20 protein-coding genes are annotated in these 21,075 nt (G+C 39.7%); 12 read left to right on the forward strand and 8 right to left on the reverse strand.

Annotated elements, in window-relative coordinates; all coding sequences use genetic code 11:
• The first annotated feature begins 68 nt into the window (after window positions 1-68).
• The 7 genes from mutL to LPB86_RS06670 all read left to right on the forward strand — a co-directional run bounded on the left by mutL (window position 69) and on the right by LPB86_RS06670 (window position 8,065).
• Complete coding sequence (gene mutL / locus LPB86_RS06640; RefSeq protein WP_230641984.1) at window positions 69-1,973, forward strand: DNA mismatch repair endonuclease MutL; 1,905 nt, start codon at window positions 69-71, stop codon at window positions 1,971-1,973.
• The gene (locus LPB86_RS06645) at window positions 1,974-2,711 is read left to right on the forward strand and encodes a rhomboid family intramembrane serine protease (RefSeq protein WP_230641985.1); all 738 of its coding nucleotides are present in this window, start codon (window positions 1,974-1,976) and stop codon (window positions 2,709-2,711) included.
• Window positions 2,704-3,600: a rhomboid family intramembrane serine protease gene (locus LPB86_RS06650; protein ID WP_230641986.1), complete on the forward strand. Its 897-nt coding sequence runs from the start codon at window positions 2,704-2,706 to the stop codon at window positions 3,598-3,600. Before LPB86_RS06645 ends, LPB86_RS06650 begins: the two co-directional genes overlap by 8 nt.
• 5 nt (window positions 3,601-3,605) lie before the next feature.
• On the forward strand, window positions 3,606-4,718 hold the full coding sequence (locus LPB86_RS06655) for an endonuclease/exonuclease/phosphatase family protein (protein WP_230641987.1): 1,113 nt from the start codon (window positions 3,606-3,608) through the stop codon (window positions 4,716-4,718).
• 67 nt (window positions 4,719-4,785) lie between these two features.
• Window positions 4,786-6,258: a cysteine--tRNA ligase gene (gene cysS, locus LPB86_RS06660; RefSeq protein WP_230641988.1), complete on the forward strand. Its 1,473-nt coding sequence runs from the start codon at window positions 4,786-4,788 to the stop codon at window positions 6,256-6,258.
• A gap of 36 nt (window positions 6,259-6,294) precedes the next feature.
• Entirely contained in the window at window positions 6,295-7,161 is an 867-nt protein-coding gene (locus LPB86_RS06665) for a DUF4440 domain-containing protein (RefSeq protein WP_230641989.1), read from the forward strand.
• Between the two features lie 28 nt (window positions 7,162-7,189).
• Entirely contained in the window at window positions 7,190-8,065 is an 876-nt protein-coding gene (locus tag LPB86_RS06670) for a glycerophosphodiester phosphodiesterase family protein (RefSeq protein WP_230641990.1), read from the forward strand.
• A 9-nt stretch (window positions 8,066-8,074) separates the two neighbouring features.
• Here the strand turns inward: LPB86_RS06670 and LPB86_RS06675 are convergent, their stop codons facing one another.
• Both LPB86_RS06675 and LPB86_RS06680 read right to left on the reverse strand, forming a co-directional pair.
• The gene (locus LPB86_RS06675) at window positions 8,075-9,037 is read right to left on the reverse strand and encodes a MoxR family ATPase (protein WP_230641991.1); all 963 of its coding nucleotides are present in this window, start codon (window positions 9,035-9,037) and stop codon (window positions 8,075-8,077) included.
• 5 nt (window positions 9,038-9,042) lie between these two features.
• A complete protein-coding gene (locus tag LPB86_RS06680; RefSeq protein ID WP_230641992.1) occupies window positions 9,043-10,419 on the reverse strand; it encodes a peptidylprolyl isomerase in 1,377 nt (458 codons plus the stop codon).
• A 181-nt stretch (window positions 10,420-10,600) separates the two neighbouring features.
• On the opposite strand from LPB86_RS06680, the gene LPB86_RS06685 reads away from it, so the two are divergent.
• Window positions 10,601-11,131 (forward strand): hypothetical protein, encoded by a 531-nt coding sequence (locus LPB86_RS06685; protein WP_230641993.1) that lies wholly within the window; start codon window positions 10,601-10,603, stop codon window positions 11,129-11,131.
• Window positions 11,132-11,204: 73 nt separating this feature from the next.
• Here LPB86_RS06685 and LPB86_RS06690 read toward each other — a convergent pair whose 3' ends face one another.
• The 6 genes from LPB86_RS06690 to LPB86_RS06715 form a co-directional block, all read right to left on the reverse strand.
• Window positions 11,205-11,642, reverse strand: a complete 438-nt coding sequence (locus LPB86_RS06690) for a hypothetical protein (protein WP_230641994.1) — start codon at window positions 11,640-11,642, stop codon at window positions 11,205-11,207.
• 3 nt (window positions 11,643-11,645) lie between these two features.
• Complete coding sequence (locus LPB86_RS06695) at window positions 11,646-12,056, reverse strand: hypothetical protein (RefSeq protein WP_230641995.1); 411 nt, start codon at window positions 12,054-12,056, stop codon at window positions 11,646-11,648.
• Between the two features lie 74 nt (window positions 12,057-12,130).
• Entirely contained in the window at window positions 12,131-12,640 is a 510-nt protein-coding gene (locus tag LPB86_RS06700; protein WP_230641996.1) for a CHAP domain-containing protein, read from the reverse strand.
• Window positions 12,559-12,960, reverse strand: a complete 402-nt coding sequence (locus tag LPB86_RS06705) for a hypothetical protein (RefSeq protein ID WP_230641997.1) — start codon at window positions 12,958-12,960, stop codon at window positions 12,559-12,561. The genes LPB86_RS06700 and LPB86_RS06705 overlap by 82 nt, the downstream gene beginning before the upstream one ends.
• Window positions 12,961-13,202: 242 nt before the next feature.
• A complete protein-coding gene (locus LPB86_RS06710) occupies window positions 13,203-13,853 on the reverse strand; it encodes a DUF6266 family protein (protein WP_230641998.1) in 651 nt (216 codons plus the stop codon).
• Between the two features lie 207 nt (window positions 13,854-14,060).
• Entirely contained in the window at window positions 14,061-15,257 is a 1,197-nt protein-coding gene (locus LPB86_RS06715; RefSeq protein ID WP_230641999.1) for a hypothetical protein, read from the reverse strand.
• Between the two features lie 166 nt (window positions 15,258-15,423).
• Between LPB86_RS06715 and LPB86_RS06720 the strand changes: the two genes are divergently transcribed.
• The 4 genes from LPB86_RS06720 to LPB86_RS06735 all read left to right on the forward strand — a co-directional run bounded on the left by LPB86_RS06720 (window position 15,424) and on the right by LPB86_RS06735 (window position 21,074).
• Window positions 15,424-15,564, forward strand: a complete 141-nt coding sequence (locus LPB86_RS06720; RefSeq protein ID WP_230642000.1) for a hypothetical protein — start codon at window positions 15,424-15,426, stop codon at window positions 15,562-15,564.
• Window positions 15,565-15,885: 321 nt separating this feature from the next.
• Window positions 15,886-16,767, forward strand: a complete 882-nt coding sequence (locus tag LPB86_RS06725; RefSeq protein ID WP_230642001.1) for a DUF4007 family protein — start codon at window positions 15,886-15,888, stop codon at window positions 16,765-16,767.
• Window positions 16,760-19,975 carry an ATP-binding protein gene (locus tag LPB86_RS06730; protein WP_230642002.1) on the forward strand — a complete coding sequence of 1,072 codons (3,216 nt, stop codon included), beginning with the start codon at window positions 16,760-16,762 and terminating at the stop codon, window positions 19,973-19,975. The genes LPB86_RS06725 and LPB86_RS06730 overlap by 8 nt, the downstream gene beginning before the upstream one ends.
• Window positions 19,962-21,074, forward strand: a complete 1,113-nt coding sequence (locus LPB86_RS06735; RefSeq protein ID WP_230642003.1) for a phosphoadenosine phosphosulfate reductase family protein — start codon at window positions 19,962-19,964, stop codon at window positions 21,072-21,074. The genes LPB86_RS06730 and LPB86_RS06735 overlap by 14 nt, the downstream gene beginning before the upstream one ends.
• Window position 21,075 lies beyond the last annotated feature (1 nt).

A 21,075-nucleotide genomic window follows, 5' to 3' on the forward strand; every position in this document is an offset into this window, starting at 1 on the left:
AAAACTGTACCAATCTCTTTAAGTAAGCCTTATTTTAGTTAAATTAGCAACTTTTACCAGAGATACAGATGTCAGATATCATACAGCTTCTACCAGACAGTGTTGCCAATCAGATTGCCGCGGGTGAAGTGGTACAAAGGCCGGCATCGGCCGTGAAGGAGCTGTTGGAAAACGCATTAGACGCCGGGGGGAATAAAATACAACTCATTCTTAAAGATGCCGGAAAAGCCTTGATTCAGGTAATTGACAATGGTTGTGGAATGAGTGTTACCGATGCCAGGATGTGCTTTGAGCGTCATGCAACTTCTAAAGTACGCAAGGCAGAAGACCTTTTTGCCATTCGGACAATGGGCTTTAGGGGAGAAGCCATGGCTTCCATTGCAGCTATTGCCCAGGTAGAAATGAAGACCCGGAGGCATGAAGATGAACTTGGTACCCTAATAGAAATTGAAGGTTCTTCAGTAATCAATCAGGAGCCCGTAGCCACTGCTGCAGGAACCAGCATCTGTGTTAAAAACTTATTTTACAATACGCCTGCACGCCGGAATTTCCTGAAAAGTAATCCTGCAGAGATGCGCCATATCATGGATGAATTTCAGCGCGTAGCGCTGGCTAATCCGGCCATTGCATTTACGCTGCACCATGATGGGATAGAAGTCTTTCGTCTTCCTGCCTCCACACTCAAACAACGTATTGTTCATTTATTTGGCAACAATTACAATGAGCGGTTAATTCCGGTTGAAGAAGAAACCACCATCATCAATTTAAAAGGATTTATAGGGAAACCCGAATTTGCCAAAAGGACGCGTGGCGAGCAATTCTTTTTTGTAAACAACAGGTTTATCAAAGATGCCTATTTAAACCACGCAGTAAATAAAGCCTATGAGGAACTGCTGGCAGACGATGTTTTTCCACTTTACGTGCTGTTCATTGATATAGATCCCGCAAAGATCGACGTTAATGTACACCCCACTAAAACTGAAATCAAATACCTCGAAGAAAAGTCTATTTATGCCATTATTCATTCGGCAGTTAAGCGCTCATTAGGGAGGTTTAACATCAGCCCTACAATAGATTTTGATCAGGAAACAGGGTTTAGCGCAATGATTACGCCTAAGCCTTTAGAAGATGTCATTCCGCCAACCATCAGTTTTAATCCTGAATTTAATCCTTTTGCCGGAGATCAGCAGGGTTCTTCCGGAGAATCTAATGACCGGTTTGAGCGCAAGGAAAGCTATGGTGCTTACGCTTCTTTTTCAAAAAGCTATGGTTCCGGAGGCAATATGGCGCCAAGTGCAAAAAACTGGGGTTCTTTATACGAAATCGCCAACCATGCCACTGCCGAACAAGCCAGTATGGATTTGCCGGGGAGCGGCAAAGAGGAAACTTTTGCACCCTTGCAAAAGCAATACATGCAGCTGCACAACCGTTATATCATTTCACAAATCAAATCAGGTTTAATGGTAATTGACCAGCAGGCAGCGCACGAGCGTATCCTTTACGAACGCTTTATTGTACATCTGGAAGACAGAAAAGGTGCTTCACAGCAGAGCTTGTTCCCGCAAACAGTTACGCTTAGTCCTAATGATTACGAACTGGCTAAGAGTTTGCTGGATGACATCAAAAGCCTTGGTTTTGAAGTGCGTGAATTTGGTAAAAACACCTTGGTGATTGAAGGGATCCCTGTAGATCTGGGAAGCGCCAATATTAATGAAACGCAGCTTTTTGAACACCTGATTGAAGGCTTTAAAAACTCACAGCAAGAGTTGAAGCTGGATAAGCGGGATGCGCTGGCAAGAAGTATGGCAAGGAACAGTGCCATTAAAAATGGGACCAGCCTTGGACAGGAGGAAATGAATACCTTGATTGAGCAGCTTTTTGCCTGTAAAACGCCTAACTTTAGCATCAGCGGCAAGCCTGTAATCCAGACCATTGGTTTGACTGAATTGGATAAGAAATTTGATAAATCATAAATGAATAATATATATATACCTCCTGTTACCAAAAACCTGCTGATTATAAATATCCTGTTTTTTGCTGCTACATATGTTTTTGAATCTAATGGTATTAATTTAGGTTTTTATCTGGGAGCTGTTTATTTTGATTCTCCCATGTTCAGCATATGGCAGCCCATTACCTATATGTTTATGCATGGGGGTTTGGCCCATATCTTTTTTAACATGTTTGCTTTGTATTCCTTTGGTTCCATCCTGGAAGGACATTGGGGCGCAAAACGATTCCTGAATTTTTATTTGATTACCGGCCTTGGCGCACTGGCATTACAATGGGGTGTTCAAGCTTTTGAGGTTTATCAGATTACAGGATCAGTGTTTAATCCAAGCTCAATAACGGTTGATCTTGCAGAAGGGATGTCAACATTACACATGTCGGGCTTAAGCGAGCAAGCGGCCGATACATTTAGAAGCATCTATACGGTACCTATGGTAGGGGCTTCAGGCGCTATATTTGGACTTCTGATTGCCTTTGGGATGTTATATCCAGATGCTGAACTGATGCTGTTGTTTATCCCTGTTCCGGTTAAAGCTAAATACGTCATTCCTGTATATATACTTGTAGAACTAAGCCTGGGCGTAGCGAACCTGCCTGGAGATTCCATCGCCCATTATGCCCATATTGGTGGTGCGCTCATTGGTTTTATCCTTGTAAAGTTATGGCGCAATAAAAATACATTTTACGACTACTATGAATAATAATATTTTTCAGGAGCTCAAGTTTAAGGTTTTTAAGTCGGGTAATCCAGTTGCCTTTTATATAGGTATAAATGTGATCATTTACGTGCTTACAGCATTGATTGGCGTGGGGATTATGTTAGGTAAAGGCAGCTTGGACCTGGATGAACTGATCCGTGAGTACTTTGGCTTTCCATCTTCTTTTGCAGCATTGCCTTTACGCTTCTATACCCTGCTCACATTCCAGTTTTTTCATCAGGGTTTCCTGCATTTATTATTCAACATGCTTGGCCTCTTTTGGCTGGGACAGATTTTTCTGGATTTTTTAAAGCCTCGCCAATTTCATTTTGTGTACCTGTTTTCAGGTGCATCAGGAGCATTGGTCTTTTTGTTGGGTTTTAATGTATTCCCGGTTTTTGCAGCTGCTGCCGGTTCTGCAACAATCATCGGTGCTTCGGCATCTGTAATGGGTATTGTGGTGGCCACAGCTACCTTGCTGCCAAATTATGCCATTCGGTTAATTCTTTTTGGCGATGTTAAGCTTAAGTACCTCGCCCTTGCCTATGTGGTACTTGATCTAATCGGTATTGGCTCCGCAAATGCAGGAGGTAGTTTTGCACACCTTGGTGGGGCACTATTTGGATTTATGTACATCAAAATGCTTCAGAATGGTACAGATTGGAGTACAATCTTTAACACTTCCCAATGGTTCAAAAAGAAATCAAAATTAAAGGTTGTCAAAAACGAAAACTACAGGTCTTCCGTAAATACCAGAAACAGGTCTGAAGCCTCAGATAAAGTAAACCAGCAGGTAATTGATTCCATTTTGGATAAGATTTCTAAAAGTGGGTACGATAAACTGAGTAAGGAAGAAAAAGAGACGCTGTTTAAAGCAAGTAAACATTCTTAAAATTGATGAAAAAATCCAAAACGACTTTTTTTAATAAGCTGCTGGGCTTTATTGCAGTCATTTTGGCTATTTCGCTTATATTGGGGATGCTGGCCGGCAGCATAGATCCAAGGACAAATAAGTATATCCCATTTTTCGGACTGGCTTATCCCTACCTTTTAGTCCTTAATGTTTTAACCGCTTTATTTTGGTTGCTCCGCAAAAGAATTATCTATGCAGTACTTACCGTAGCATTGATATTTGCAGGTAACCGTGTGTTTATTGCCACATTTAGTTTTAAAGGAACTGAAGGCGCAGGGCCTAAAAAGGATACAACGCTTTTGCGGATGATGACCTACAATGTTCACAATTTCAAGCCTTACGAGCCCGGTAATTCAGATTCCGTAAAGAATCAAATCCTTAACCTGGTGAGAACGGAAGACCCGGATGTAATTGCCTTTCAGGAATATTTTACCAGAAAGAAGGGCGCATTTGACCTCACCGATAGTTTAAAACGGATCTTAAAGACCAAGCATTATTACTTTGTGCCCTCTCAAAAGAATGATTATGAGGCTATGGGACTCGCTATTTTTTCAAAATATGCCATAAAAGATAAAGGCACCATTTGGTTTGATGCCAACCATAGCGGCAATTCAAGTATTTATGTAGACCTGGAAGTAAATAAAAAGTTAATCCGCATTTATAATGTACACCTGCAGTCCATTTCCTTTGTAAAACAGGACTACGAGTACCTGGATAAGGTAAAGAAGAAGATGGATGCGGAGATTGTGCCTTCCAGAAGGATTATAGGAATGCTTAAATCTGCTTTTTTAAAGAGAAGTGCCCAGGTAGATTTAATGAAGGCGCACATGAAGACCTGCACAAGTCCTTATTTAATTGCGGGTGATTTTAACGATACGCCTGCTTCCTATGCGGTTACACAACTTACTAAATCGTTGCAGAAAACCTTTGTAAAAAAAGGAGAAGGCTTCGGTACCACCTACAATGGCAAATTTCCCAATTTTCAAATCGACTATATCGCCGTAACTAAAGATATCGAAGTCATCAATCACCGGGTTATCGAAGCTAAACTTTCTGACCATTTTCCGCTTAGAAGTGATTTGAGATTAACCCCCTAATTTTTTTACATTTGCAAACCCGGAATTTAACAGGTGTAAACTTCCGGCCATATAAAATAATACTTTAATGAAAGACGGCTTACAGCTCTACAATACCCTTACCAGAAAGAAAGAACCTTTTGAACCCTTAAATGCGCCTCATGTTGGGATGTATGTTTGTGGCCCTACTGTGTATAGTGACGTGCATCTGGGTAACTGTCGCACCTTTATTTCCTTTGATTTAATTTTTAGGTACCTTAAATACCTGGGTTATAAAGTTCGTTATGTAAGGAACATTACGGATGCCGGACATTTAGAGGGTGATCGTGATGAAGGGGATGACAAATTTGCTAAAAGAGCCAAGCTGGAGCAATTGGAGCCAATGGAAATTGTTCAGAAGTATACCCTTGGGTTCCATGAGGTACTGGCCATGTTCAATACCCTTCCACCAAGCATCGAGCCCACTGCTACAGGCCATATAATTGAGCAAATAGGCATGATCCAAGAAATTTTGGAAAATGGGTATGCTTACGAAATTGATGGTAATGTTTACTTTGACGTTGAGAAATACAGCGAAACCTATAACTATACCATTTTAACCAATAGAAACCTGGAAGACATGCTGGCCAACACGCGTGAACTTGGTGGGCAGAATGAGAAAAAGGGCAGACTTGATTTTGCGCTTTGGATAAAAGCTAAGCCAGAAACTTTAATGCGTTGGGCATCTCCCTGGGGAGAAGGTTTTCCGGGCTGGCACATTGAGTGTTCAGCAATGAGTTCTAAATACCTTGGCCGTGAGTTTGATATTCATGGTGGGGGAATGGACCTGGCTGCAACGCACCATACCAATGAAATTGCACAGTCCGAAGCTTGTAACCATGTACAACCTGCAAGATACTGGATGCATACCAATATGCTTACTGTAAATGGCGTTAGGATGTCTAAAAGTGCAGGAAACGGCTTTTTACCCGGGCAGTTGTTTACCGGCGACCACGATTTGTTACGTAAGGGCTATAGTCCCATGACCGTTAAGTTCTTTATGCTGCAGGCGCATTACCGCAGTACGCTTGATTTTAGTAACGATGCATTAGATGCTTCTGAAAAAGGCTTCCGCAGGTTAATGAATGCGGTAAGCTTATTGGATAAACTTGTTCCAACGGAGCGAACTGACGAACAGGAATCTTTCAATATTGAAGAAATCAAAGCCAATTGCCTTAAAGCAATGAATGATGATTTCAACAGTCCGGTGGTGATTGCAGAATTATTTGAAGCCGTGCGCATCATCAATACCGTTTACGATGGCAAAGGACAGCTTTCAGCAACTGAATTGGAACAGTTAAAGCAACTCATGAACGATTTTGTATTTGATGTTTTTGGCTTAAAAGATGAAGACTCCTCCAATATAGAGCTTAATGCGGTATTGGATATGGTTATTGAATTAAGAAAAGCAGCCAAAGAAAATAAGGATTATGCTACTTCTGATAAAATCCGCATCGGTTTACAAAGCATGGGCATACAACTAAAAGATAGTAAAGAAGGAACTACCTGGAGTAAATCATAAATAACCTATATTAGCAACGTTTTCAATTTAACACATATGACAAATAAAATTATCGTTACCGCCCTTGCCGCATCATTTACTTTAGTAAGCATTGGCACATACGCCCAGCGCAGTGACAATAGCACCAAATCTTTAGTAAATGCAGAACAAGAGTTTTCTGAAAGTGTAGCTAAAAACGGCACTAAAGAAGCATTTCATAAGTATGCTGCCACAGATGCTTTGTCTTTTACCCCAAATCCTGTAAATTCCAGAACATACTATGCTGCGCAGCCAGATATGAAAAACTTAAGCTGGAGCCCGGCTTTGGCAAAAGTATCTAAAAGTGGCGACTGGGGTTTTACCACTGGCCCTTATGTAATAGATGGAGAGAAAAAGGAATACGGACAATATTTAAGTGTTTGGAAAGCGGTAAACGGAAAATGGGAACTTAGCCTGGATATGGGTGTTTCGCACAATAAGCCTTTAAATAAGGTAGTTGTTCAGCATAAAGAACCAGCTGCTTTCTACAGGCCGCAATTTGCCAATGAAAAACAAATGGCTGCGGGAAGGGAAATTATCCTGACCACAGAAAAAACATTGGGCGCTACATTAAAATCTTATGGCGTTGCTGCATTTTCTGGTTTTCTGAATCCAGATGCGAGGGTTATTTTTCCCGGTCGTGAACCGATCATTGGAAAAGATAATGTTGTTGCTTTCTATAACGGAATGATGAGCAAAGTGGCTTTAAAAACTACTAAGGCTGATAAGGCATTGGGTGGTGATTTGGCTTATACCTACGGTTTGGCTACTGTAGACTATAAAGCAGATTTGAGAGAAAGTTTCAATTACATCTTCATCTACGAACGTCAGGCAGACCACAACTGGAACCTCATCGCACAAATTTATACGCCTGCAGAGCGCTAGTCAAATGCAGGGATTAGACTGATAAAGCATGTTTAAAACATCGTTATTTACATTTATACTGTTATGGGCCTTGCAATTGCAGGCCCAAACTTTTATACTCACAGGTCATCAGGGTGCCAGGGGGATCATGCCAGAAAATACCATTCCCGGGATGTTGAAGGCGTTAGATTTAGGTGTAAACATGTTAAACATGGGCGTGGTGATCTCCAAAGATGAAAAAGTGGTGCTTTCTCATGAGCCCTATTTTAACAATGAAATTAGTCTGAAGCCTGATGGTAAGCCGATTTCCTTTAAAGAAGAAAAGAAGTACAACATCTTTAAAATGGATTATGAGGAGGTCCGTAAATTTGATGTAGGGAGTAAAGTGCATGCCCGTTTCCCCGGGCAAATGAAAATCAAAGCCTACAAACCTTTATTAAATGAGGTGATAGACTCTGTAGAGCTGTATGTTAAAAAGCGGAAATTGCCTAAACCATTATATAACATTGAAACCGCTTTAATCCGCAATGGCGATGGCGAATACCAGCCAGACTCTGCTATATTTATTGAGCGGATTATGGAAATTGTAAAGAAAAAGAAGCTCACTAAAAGAGTGGTTATTCAATCGCTGGACATTAGAACATTACAATACCTGCATATACACTATCCAAAAATTAAAACTGCGCTGATGGTAGATGAGAAAAAGGATTTTGAAGAAAGCTTGCAGGTCCTGGGCTTTAAACCAGACTATTATAGTCCGTATTACGTCCTGGTAGGTAAAGGACTGGTAGATCGTTGTCATGAGGCCGGCGTAAAAATCATACCCTGGACGGTTAACTCGGTAAAGGACTTTAAATACCTGCTAAACTTAGGGGTAGATGGAATTGTGACCGACTATCCCAATGTCTATCAAATGGCACGTTAGTGCCAGCAACTAAAATAGATTTTTAATGATGTGTTCTATACTCAGGCCCTCGGCCTCTGCGCGGTAATTTCGTACAATGCGGTGCCTCAATATGGCTGTAGCCACAGCTTGCACATCTTCTGTATCCGGCGCATATTTGCCTGAAATTGCAGCATGGCATTTGGCACCCAATACAAGGAATTGAGAAGCCCTTGGTCCAGCACCCCAGTTGATGTATTTGTTTACCTCTTCGGTAGCCAGTGGCGTATGTGGACGGGTTTTGCCGGCTAACTTAACCGCATATTCCAATACATGATCCGTAACCGGGATATTTCTAATCAGGTCCTGAAAATATTGAATCTGATCAGCATTGATAATTTTCTTTAATACTGAAGTATGGTTACTGGTGGTGTTTTTAACAATGGTCAGCTCATCCTCAAAAGTAGGGTAGCCCAGTTGCACATTAAACATAAACCGGTCAAGTTGCGCCTCCGGTAATGGATAGGTGCCTTCCTGCTCAATAGGATTTTGAGTGGCCAGCACAAAAAATGGTTTGGGTAAAATGTGTTTATGGCCCGCTGCCGTAACCGACTTTTCCTGCATGGCTTCCAGTAAGGCTGCCTGGGTTTTTGGAGGTGTACGGTTAATCTCATCAGCAAGTACAATGTTAGAAAAAACAGGGCCTTTAATAAACTTAAAAGTCCTGTCTTCTCCTAATATTTCTGCTCCAATGATATCACTGGGCATAAGGTCTGGTGTAAACTGGATCCTGTTAAAATTTAAATCCAATACCCCGGCAACAGTTTGAACCAGTAAGGTTTTGGCTAAGCCAGGTACGCCCACCAGCAAACAATGCCCGTTACTAAAAATAGAGATCAATACAGATTTAACAACCTCATCCTGCCCGATGACAACTTTACCAATCTCATTTTTTATCGCTTTGTAAGACTGATGAAGCGCATCTACGGCTTCGATATCATTGTTAAATGCCATGCTCATTATTTAGAGGGGGTTGTTGCTTTAGTCCAGAGTTTTAATTCATTGCAGGTAGTATAATCCTCATCTATTTTTATATAAGTGCTTTCCCTGCGTTTTTCGAACCACTCACTTAAAACTCGGTCATTTTTTTGTTCCTGGGCTTTATTTTTGAACTTGGCATAGTCCTGATCCAGGTTGCCTTTATGTGGTGCTATTTTAGACTTCAGGAATAATATTTTGTAACCTTCTTTGCCATCGGCACCTGTAAACATTACCGGCTTAGAAATGCTGCCAACTTTCATGGTATCTACAGTAAGGAAGACCGTTGGATCTACTTTATCTGCTGGAATAAAAGTAGTTCGCTCACTTACACCATCGTAATATAACATCATACCACCATTGTATTTGGTCTCTTTATTGTCTGAATACATGGAAGCAGCAGCGGAGAATGGAAGTTTCTTAGCGGCTACCGTAGCGGTAAGGTTGTTGTAAATACTGTCTGCATGCAATTTAACCCGGTCTAAACTCTGCGGGGTAGTTAATGGATGCACCAGGATATGTCTGGCATGTACCTGCTCACCACGGCGTTCTATCACCTGTAAAATGTGAAAACCAAATTCGGTTTCAAATACAGGAGATACTTCTCCGGCTTTTAGTTTAAAGGCCATAGCCGTAAATTCTTTCGCCATTACCGTCCTGTCAAAGAAACCTAAATCACCACCATCAGGTGCTGACCCCGGATCTTCTGAATAGGTTTTAGCCAGAAAGCCAAAATCTTCTCCACTTTTTACCCTAAGTCTTAAAGCATCAATCTTATCATGAAATTTTTGTTTCTCTGCTTTAGTTAATTCCGGGTGTAATACAATTTCTCCGATTTCAAATTCTGTAGGGATATCAGGAAGACTGTCTTTTTTATAAGAACTATAATATTTTTGAACTTCCAGTGGGGTGATGCTCACATTCTCCGTGATTTTCCCCTGCATTTTTTGCGCAATCAACTGGTCTTTTACGTCTGGTCTGATCTCATCTTTGTATTGAAGAACAGATTTATTTAAAAACTGTTCCAAACGGTCTTGTCCACCTGCACGCTGAATTTGAGAACGCATTCTGCGGTCAAGCTCATTGTCTACCTGGTTGTCATCCACCATCACCGAGTCAATTTCGGCCTGTTGTTTCAATAGTTTTTGTACCAGCATCTGCTGGAGCAGGTAGCATTTTACGGTTTCATTATTCGGATTTCCCGAATTCAGGTATTGGGCATATTGCTGGTTCAATTCAGATAGCAGGATAATGTTATTTCCCAAAACGGCAACCACTTTATCTATGTTTTTTCTTTGAGCTTGTACATTTAAAAACAAACAGAATAACCCGCCTGCTATCAATAAAATTTTCTTCATTCTATTTTTTCAATTATTTCTCTTTGCAAATGTATTATTATTCAGCGTCTTCACAGCTTTAAATCTGAGTTGTTCCAGCTTTTGCAGTACATTTTTAAGGTATAAAAGTAATAAATAAAGGCGCTTTAATGAGATATTTAACTAATTTTAACAGAAAAATAATTCATTTAAAACCGTACCTATGAATGATCAGCTGGCTACCAGTGCAGAAGCGCTGCGTATGCTTTTTACAGAAGAGATCTATTTAGTAAAAGGAGAGGAGTCTGCAATAGCGATCGAACCTCAAGCTGTAGCTGTGCCAGCGCCGGAAACTCCGGTTGCAGCTACCAGTTATGATTTTATGGGTAAAAATCAGCGTCAAATCCTTATTCTGGTTAATGATCCCATCAATGCAGTGAGCACGGAGCAGGGTAGGGAGTTGTTGCGTAAACTGGTTAAAGCTATTGAACTTACAGCGAATGATTTTGCCTTGGTCAATTATGCCAGGTATCCTACTGCAGACTATCCATCTTTGCGTAACTATTTTTCAAGTAAAGTGATGTTTGTTTTTGGTGTTAAGCCTGCACAATTAGGTCTGCCCGATTGCACTATGAATAGTTTGGTGCTGCATGAAACCGTAAATCTGATTTTCGCACCCGATTTACATACGCTGGATGGCGATCAGCAAGGTAAAAAAACATTATGGGGCAGTCTTAAACAATTAACTTTATAAAAGTTCTGGAATAACTATGTTATCAACAGCCCCATAGGTTTTTGGTGGATTCATCAATCGTACGTTTTGTTTTTTATTCATCAAACAGGCATACTTTCAACATTTTCTGCAAGGCTCTGCAATAATCCTCTTTACTGCCTTTCCAGGTAAATTGCTCTGTTTCTATTGGTTTTTCGTCCTCCTCCGAATCATCCCCGTTGTCGGTCTCTACATATCTATGGATTAAGGATAAAATCGAAAATTGTATGTGCCCATCTTCCAGGACCATTTGCCACCTCCACTCCAGATTGCCCGATGAGAAAAAGGCGAACTGCCTAGACATTTGTGTCGTTTTCCTCAACTCATAAAGGTTTTTAGCAAACAATTTGTATACAGTCCCAACCTCTTCCAATTCATCGATTTTTAACAAATACCTTTCTTTCAACCAAAAGGAACCTTGCCCCTCCGGCTTTATTACCAGCCCCATGGTTAAGGTTAGTGGAGGTGTTTGGTTTTGCGTTATTTTGTTCATGAACTATGACTTTAAAAATTTATAAATAAGCACAGCTGCCAGAACCAGCACAGCCAACCCGATGAGCAGCCAAAACGCAGGCCTTTCCGTTTTAACTGTACTTTTGTTGGCTGCCCTTGCTTCCTTTTTTTCGGAAAATTCAGATTTGATGCCGATTTGCGTGCTGCCTGTGCTGTCTTTCAACTTCAATCCAGTAGCACTTTTTTGTAGTGTTCCCGTTAGCAACACTTTCTCCGCCTCGCCTTCAAAACCAAATTCCTGGGAGAATTTAAACTTGCCCTTAGGCCAAATCTGCACCGTTGTTGTGCTGTTTAAACTGTCCAGTTTCCATTCAAAAAAATGCTGATCGGTACTTGCCTGCTGCGTAACCGCAAGACTACTCTGCTGCTGTTCCTTTGAAACCTGCTTGTTCATCTCTGTCTCAGTTTTAACATTCTTAAACAGCTTGCAAGCCGACAGCATACTTAAAATGAATAAGAAAAATATCCTCACCGCCATTCTGCAAAAGATTTAATGGTTTTCAAATGCCTTACTCTTTTATACACCCCATCGCCCTCAGCACTGCCGTTTAAGTTTGTATTGCCCTCAATGGTGTAAATCTTCTCATTGTGCACCAGTGTTACGATGCCTGAATGTGCAATCCGGCGTTTAGCAGTAAAATATATCCCCATTACACAGCCAGCAACCGGAGTTTTAACCACTCTCGATGCAGGAAATAAATCCGGGCTCCAGCCGGTCTTAGGCATCCTATAACCCGCTTGCTTAAACACCCAGACTACAAAACATGTACACCAGGCATCTCCCTTACGGCAACCGGCCGCATGCTGATATTCGCCTACCCTCACACCATCATTCCGGTTCGTGGCTTCGCGTACGCCTACTTCTGCTTCGGCAATAGTTACGACATTGCCCTGAACTAGCAGATTGCGATCAGGCACCCAACCGATGCCAATACCAGCAATGCAAACAAGGCAAAATAAAATCCAAGCTTTTGACATAACTTTAATTTATCAAAGTGTACAATTAAACTATTCAGGGCCGGGAGGCCCAACAGCATCCAGAACTGCTGCATCAGATACCAGCACAGCAGCAGGATGATGGAAAAGGCAATCAAGCCCTGCATCATAAATAACCAGGTTAGCTTTAAGGGTAAACCAGCACTTGGGTCAGTCAGGCCAATTAATTTTTCGCTCATGGTAAAAAGGAGCAGCAGAATGCCAAAAAGAAACCAGGGTTGCGGAATTTTAAACACCTGCGCCAATAATTTCTTTAGCCTGTACCAGGCATTAAAGGGTTGTTTTAAAGATATCATCCTCATTTTATTATTTGTTTTAGTATTAAATGCATGTTAATAGATCCCTCGTCGCTATGCTCTTTCGGGATGACGGGAGGGGTAATGACCTGGTTTAAGGTTAGCATGGCGCAGAGTGCCGTATCGCATATCCGCACCATGCTTAGAAAAATCAGTTGTTTCAGAGGAGACCTAGGCGCTGTTTGCTTTCTTCGCACCTAACAGATGCCAGACTCCGAAGAGATTGCTGATTTTTAACCCTTGTCGCCTTAAATCACGGTTATGGCTCCTAAATACACGCTATTAGATGTCTTAGGCTTATTTTTCACAGAATTAAAGCTGGCATAGCAATGCAACACATCGTCCAGAAAACTCATGGGCAGCTGAAACACATAAGCCATTGCAGATCTTGGTGCAATATTCCTTACGTACATGAACTTTTCCTTGTCTACATTGTAAACCACTACAGTAATTAAGTCACTGCCGTCATAATCCTCATCGTCACTGGCAGGTACATAACCCCAGGCCAGGTTGGCTTTGGCACCTGCAACCGCAGTAACCGTTAAATCAGAAGGTAATACAATTGTGCCCTTGCTGTACTTTACGTTTTCAAAATCAATGCTGAAATCAGGAGATACGCCTGTAACCGCATTTTTAAGGTTTTCAGAAACCGCAATGTTCATTTGCGTTTTCACCTTAGCCGACGTTTTGTAGCCGATCTGGATCAAACTTTTAATCTGTTTTAGAAAAGCGATGATCATTGCAAATCTCACCCGCTGATCCAGCTGCTCCTGGGTAGGTGGTTTCTCGCTTTTGCGCGGCCTAGCCCTGATTACATCCAAACCACGCCAGAAGGCACCCACAACGGCGCCGGTACGTTTTCGGAACCCACCGAGGATTCCATTGGTAATTATTCCCATATCAATAAAAAATTTGTGATTGTAACAACCTGCTGATCTCACTGCTGCGTGCCGCAAACCTTCAACCGGTACAGACATTACGATACAAAGGTTGGGAGAACAAAACAGATTTGTGGGTCGGGTAGGGTCGGGATGACCTACCTAAAAACTACATGAAAATGGCCTCTCCTATAGCATAACGGCCATTTCATTTTCTTGAAAAATAGCTCAGGAAAATTCCTCGTCAATTAATTTTAGCATTTTCATCAGCAAGGCACGCAACTGCATGGCCGTGTTTCGTACCACCTGGGTAGATTTACGTTCCAGGCTTTTGGGCGATAACAAAGCTTCTCCAATACCAGGCGTTTCTACACATTTAGCTACATAAAGCATCAGTTTCGCTTTAGAGCCTATAATGGCACCAGTTTTAATCAGGAGCTGCAAAAAATAAACTAGCACATCTGCCGAAAATGAAACCTTAACCCGGTATTCAGGAGCAGGTGCCGCTGCCAGCGGTGTTGCCACAGGTACAACCACATTTCCAGCTTTAACTGTTGAAAGGCTGGCAATCACCGGGCGCTGCCTGCAACCCACCTCACGCATGCGTGACGTCAGGTAGTCCTTCAATGTCTTTAAAATGTTCCGGTTTCGGGATTCAAAGAAGACCGAACCCTTGCGTTTATGGCGCCTGTAAAACTGGTCTTCGTAGTTGTACAGCAATTGATATTGATCGTCAACATCAGGAAGATTCTCTAGTTCCGCAGTAATTTTCTTGACATAATATTTGATGTGATCTTCCGTATTCAAGTTCACTACCAGCAGGTGCTCCTTAATCAGCGCGTTTATATTTTCACGTTCACTATCCTCACAAATCTGCAACATGGTTACTATAGAATCTTCCATGTACATCATTTTATGAAAGGTACACCTGCTGGCGGCGCTCACTTTTTGGATGCTTTTAACAATCAAATTCTGTAAAGCCAGCTCCGCGTATTTTTTCTTTAGGCCCGCCAGGAGTAAATTGGTTTGCTGGTTCATGTGTTCCACCTTGGGTTTAAATATAAACCCAGGCATGTATGCATTAAAATTAAACAGCTTTCCGTACCGCTCCTGTAAGCATTCAAAAACATCCACAAGCAAGGCATATGTGGCATCATATAAGGCTTGCAGCCTTGGCGCAATGTTGGTGCAACTGTCCAGCCTGTCCAATAAACGGCTGCATTCCGTTTGGATTTGGTTCAGGTGGCGCTCTGCAAGTACAGGTTTTAACCGCCAATAAAGCATGCTCATCACCGTAAATAGCTCTTCTTTAATCGCAGGCATTTCCTCCAGCCAATTTTCGGCCTTTGCTTCGCTTAAAGCCTGCTTGCCCTGAGCCAATTCCTCTACTAATACCGGGATTTTTGTTGTTAAATCTGTCTTCATAATTTCCGTTTGTTTTGCACAAATAGAAAAAAATGGAGGACCCGCTAAAAGCCCCAAGGGGTTTAACCCCCTTATTAAAAGGACAGTGAAAATAGCGTTGATGAGGCAGCAGAGCCCGATTATTTGTTTTAAAAAAAATGTAAATTAATCTGCGTAGTCCTCAGTTTTGAAAGATACTACAAGTACAAATGAGGGAGCAAATGCTAACGTAAATGAGGGAGTAAATCACGCTTCTGATAATGCTAAAGCATGTACTAAGGCAAATGAGGGAGCAAATGTAAAGGAAATGAGGGAGCAAATGATGTAACTGATTTTCTGTGGAATTTGCAGTTCGTACGCCACTTGTTCCCAATCAGGGATTTGCTCCTGAGTGTTCGTAACTATTTTGTAGTCTGTTTGACGCTATATTTGTCAGCGATTTTAAAACATCCTTTAATTCAATATCCGTTCTTTTTGTTGTTTACAGATAGTGCGTTGGCAACTTGGGTCACTGTACGCATGGTTTTAAGAATAGGTTAGGTCATACCGTTGATAATGTTATATTCAATTATCACTACAATGATAATAAATAAAGAACTTTCTTATATTAAGGATTATCTTTGTAGCCTTGTATTTAAGAATCAAATAAATGAAAATAGGATTTAGTGGACACGAAACTTTTGTGTGCCGGCAATTTTGGCTCAAAAAGGGTTTTGATTACATTAAAAATGGAAGTTCTTTTTCACGAGAAGAGGCCGTAATAGAATTAGGTGTAGGAAGAAATATGGTTTCTGCAATCAGGTTTTGGCTCAAGGGATTTGATGTTTTAGATAAGGACCATGAGAGTCTTACTGAACTTGGAAGTTATTTGTTTGAGGATGGAACGGGTAAAGATCCTTTTCTTGAAGATACTGCTTCTTTGTGGTTGCTGCATTATTCAATCATAAAAAATGAAAAGGTATTTATATTCAACTCTTTCTTTAATGAGTTTTCAAAAGAAAAAGTTGAATTCACGAAAGATCACCTTATCACTTTTTTAAAACGTAAGACGGAGGAAAGTGATTTACGGCTATTTAGTGCTAAAACATATGAATCGGACGCAAATGTTTTTATTCGTACCTATCTTAGGTCTGTCGACGGTAAGGCTGACATTGAAGATGAAACATCAAACCTACTTACTGAACTAAATCTGATTACGCCCTTTACGTTCAGGGATGTAGATAATAAATTGGTTCAGTGGTATAAATTAAACCAAACAAATAGAGAAGAAGTTCCTGTTCACTTAATATTATTTGCAATTATGGATAGGTATGAAAATAATAATTCCATTGCTTTTAATGAATTACTGGAAGGTGTGAATGCCCCTGGAGCAATATTTTCAATTACTGAATCTGGATTGGAGAATAAATTAAGAGAGGCTGTAGAACACTGGCCTACAAATTTAATATATAATAGCACAGCAGGAAATAGGGTATTGCAGATAAGAAAGCCCTTAGATAAGTGGTCAGTTTTAAATGAGTATTATGGTTAAGCAGTTTTCACCATCTACCAATATATTGGATAATAATATTGATTTCACTCAATATATTATCACCTCAAATGTACAGGCGGTTTTTGACGAAATAACTTCAAGTTATGCTAGTGGATTTCGTTCATTTAATCTTGTTGGGGCTTATGGGACGGGCAAGTCTACATTTTTGTCGGCTCTGGAATGTCATTTGCAGGGGCAAAAACTATTCTTCGATTTAAAGAAATGGTTCACATCAGCTGAATTTGTTTCTGTTAAAATCGTTGGTTCATACGACTCAATTCTTGAAAAGATTGCTGAAACTTTAGGTATCCAGGCAAGCAGCCCTAGTGAGTTACTGAGTGGTCTCGATCGGTATGTGAAAGCCCATAATTTAAAGGGAAATGGAGTACTGCTTATAATTGATGAATTTGGTAAGTTTTTAGAATATGCGGCTGCGCACAATTCAGAGAAAGAGTTATATCTTCTGCAACAACTTGCTGAATATGCCAATACCAAGAGCAATGAATTTTTACTTATAACTACCTTGCATCAAGATTTTTCAGCCTATGCAGGTAAGTTAAGTAAGGCCCAAAAAAACGAATGGGTTAAAGTTAAAGGACGTTTCAACGAAATTATATTTAATGAACCCGTTGAACAGCTCCTATTTTTAGCAGGTAAAAGATTAAATGGGTCAATACCTAAGGATAGGAAGAAGCAATTTGATGATATATATGAAGTAATTAATGAGTCAAATGCTTTCCCTTTGCGTGATTTCTTTAATGAAACCTTTGCAGAACAATTATACCCCCTTGATATCTTATCCGCTGCTACCTTGGCTCTTGCGTTGCAGGAATATGGGCAAAATGAACGCTCTCTATTTACATTTTTAGATAGTGACACCCAGAAAGGGATCAACGGGTTTGACAGTGAAAAAAATAGTTTCTATTCATTATCGCATGTTTATGACTATTTAAACCAAAGTCTACACTCAATTATAAAGTCTAAACTTAATCCAGATTATTCAAAATGGGCTGCAATCCGTATAGCCTTAGAACGTGCAGAGGGCGAATTTGCGTTCAAAAAACATAGCTTATATTTCAAAATAATCAAGACGATAGGGCTTTTAAATATTTTTTCAAGTTCGGGAGCAAAATTAGATGAAGCATTTCTGCAAACCTACGTTACAAATGCGGATGGAGAGGCGCTAGATGATGCCATTCAAAAATTAAGCGAAAAACAAATTATTCGTTACAATCCTTATGCTCACCGTTACAATTTTACCGAGGGAACAAGTGTAGACATTGACGAGGCGATTCAAAAAGCAGCAGCAGATGTAACAAAAAATGCAGATTTAATTGGATATCTAACAAAATATTTTTCATTATCTACCGTCTCTGCCAAAAGGGCATATTTTGAATATGGAACTCCTAGGATTTTTGAATATAGAATTACAGAAGAATTATATAATAAGTATCCTGAAGATGAAATAGATGGCTTTATAAATCTGATATTTAATGACAGCTTGTCAAACGAAGATATTAAAGCTGAATCTAAAAAAACTGATGCCGCCATTCTTTATGGCAATTTTAAAAATTCAGCTGATATAAAACATCTTGTTGAGGATATACAGAAAGCAGAAATTGTTACATTAAAATATCCGAAAGACCGAGTTGTACAGCAAGAAATGGGGCAAATAATAGACTTGCAAAAGAGTCTGCTTACGCATCTGGTTTTGGGAAGCTTTTTTAATGAAGATATTGTGCAATGGTTTTTTAGAGGAGAAAAAATTACCGTAAATAACAGTAGGGCTTTTAATACAGAACTTTCAAATATTTGCCAGTCTGTTTATTGGAAAACACCAGTACTCAAGAGCGAGTTGATCAACAAATCAAAACTTTCTCCAGCCGTTGGCACGGCAAGAAAAGAACTTTTAAAAGTAATTGTTGAGAATCCTGAACAGGAATATCTTGGAATTGAGGGTTTCCCGCCTGAAAAAAGCATTTACCTTTCTCTATTAAAGGAAACAAACATTCATGCCTTTAAGAATGGGCAGTGGCAATTCGAACAAAGCATTACAGGCAGTTTCAGGGAGCTTTTCGATGAATGCAATAGATTTATTGAAGCATCTAAGGGTGCCGAAAGAACCATTGATGAGCTGTATACCATTTTAAGTAAGCAGCCTTTTAAACTGAAAAGAGGTTTTCTTGATTTTTGGATTCCTATATGTCTCTTTATAAGGAACGAAAGCTTTGCCCTGTATGGAAAGAATGGCTTTGTACCCGATATCGATTTTAACGTTTTAGAACTATTAATAAAGAATCCCAAAGATTATCATATTAAGGCTTTTGATTCCGATGGTATAAGAGTTCAGTTATTTAATAAATATAGAGAGTTTCTTAGCTTGGAAGAATTGGAGCAAACTTCCAATGAGAGCTTTATTAAGACTGTAGTTCCGTTTATTAAATTTTACAAGGATCTAAAGGAATATACTAAACAAACAAAAAAGATATCTAAAAAAGCCATAAAAATAAGGTCGGCATTAGCTAATTCGATAGACCCAGAAAGGCTATTTTTTGAGCAATTCCCTGAAGCATTAGGCTATGATATTATTCAGTTGAACAAAGAACCTGAATTGCTTAAAAAATTTATCGACGATCTACAAACCTCGGTGAGGGAATTGAGAGGTACATATGATGAATTGTTGAACAGATTTGAAGCGATCATTAATTCATTATGGGACGTTTCTCTTGATTTTAATAGCTATAAGCCAAAGCTAAGGGCTAGATATGACAACTCATTAAAACAAAGTCTGTTGCTACCCCGTCAAAAAACCTTTTATGATCGTTTATTATCACCATTAGATGATCGTAATGCATGGCTATCGTCAGTGTCTCAATCGGTCATTGGTAAAACATTAGACAGGATAAATGATGATGAAGAGCACGTGCTTTATGATAAATTTTTAAATGCAATTCACGAGTTAGATAATCTAAACGACATTTATCTTCAAAATGTAGATTTAAATACAGAAGATGTATTTAAGTTAGAGATTACTCAGCCCCAGTTTGGCTTAAGTAATAAGATAATCCGGTTGCCAAAACCAAGAACGGAAAGCATTTTAGATTTCGAAAAAAAGCTAGAAGAAATATTTTCAAAAGAACAAAGTTTAACTAAAATCGCTATATTAGCTAATCTTCTAAAAAAGGAATTGGAGAATGAGCGGAATTAGTACTGTAAAACACGTGTTAGGCATTTCAGGGGGCAAAGATAGTGCTGCGCTTGCTATTTATATGCGAAGCTTATATCCTCAATTGGATATTGAGTTTTATACTTGTGATACGGGTAAGGAGTTAGAAGAAACCTATCAGCTTATTTCCAACTTGGAAACGTACTTGGGAGTTAAAATAAATACCTTGTACGCCAATACTGCTGATCATGATAACCCTTTTGATTTTTATCATCAGTTATTTGGAGGTTATTTGCCATCATCAAATGCTCGTTGGTGTACTCGAAAGTTGAAAATAGAACCATTTGAAAACTATATAGGGGATACTCCTACAATATCTTATGTAGGCATTCGTGGAGACGAAGAACGGGAAGGTTATATTTCTACGAAGTCAACCGTTCAGTCAATATTCCCATTCCGTAGAAATATATGGAGTGAAGAAGTAGTTGGAATGGTTCTGAAAAATGAAAACAATGATCATTTAAACGCGCTTTATAAAGACCTGCTGACAACTCCTTTATATAATCGAGCTAAGGACGTTGTAGCAACCCCAGTCTCTTCCTCATTTAGCCAAAATCAAAAGATGAATGCTTTAATGGGATTAGGTATCAAAGAATTTAACCATGCAGTATTTCAATCTTTAAGAGGTACAAATTTACCCATAGGCTCTGTAGATTCATTTCCATTAATTGAAAATGAAGATATCTTAGTAAGAGAGGATATTTTTAGAATCTTACGTGAAAGCGGTGTTGGCGTGCCTGCATACTATGAAGAAATCCCTTACGAAATAAATGGGCAGATTGGGAAGTACAATCGCAGTCGTTCTGGATGTTTTTTCTGTTTTTTTCAGCGTAAAATTGAGTGGGTTTGGCTATATGAACAAAATCCATCCAAATTCTTTTTGGCCATGGAATATGAAAAAGATGGTTATACATGGATGCAAAATGAACGTTTGGAAGAGTTAATTAATCCAAAACGTATAAAACAAATTAAACAAGAATTCTTAACCAAACAACAAAATGCTGCTCAGAATTTCCGCTCAAACAGACTTATTGACATACTTGATGCAGAAGAGGAGGGTTGTGCAGCCTGTTTTATCTAAA

This window comes from Pedobacter sp. MC2016-14 (assembly GCF_020991475.1).
Classification (GTDB): domain Bacteria; phylum Bacteroidota; class Bacteroidia; order Sphingobacteriales; family Sphingobacteriaceae; genus Pedobacter.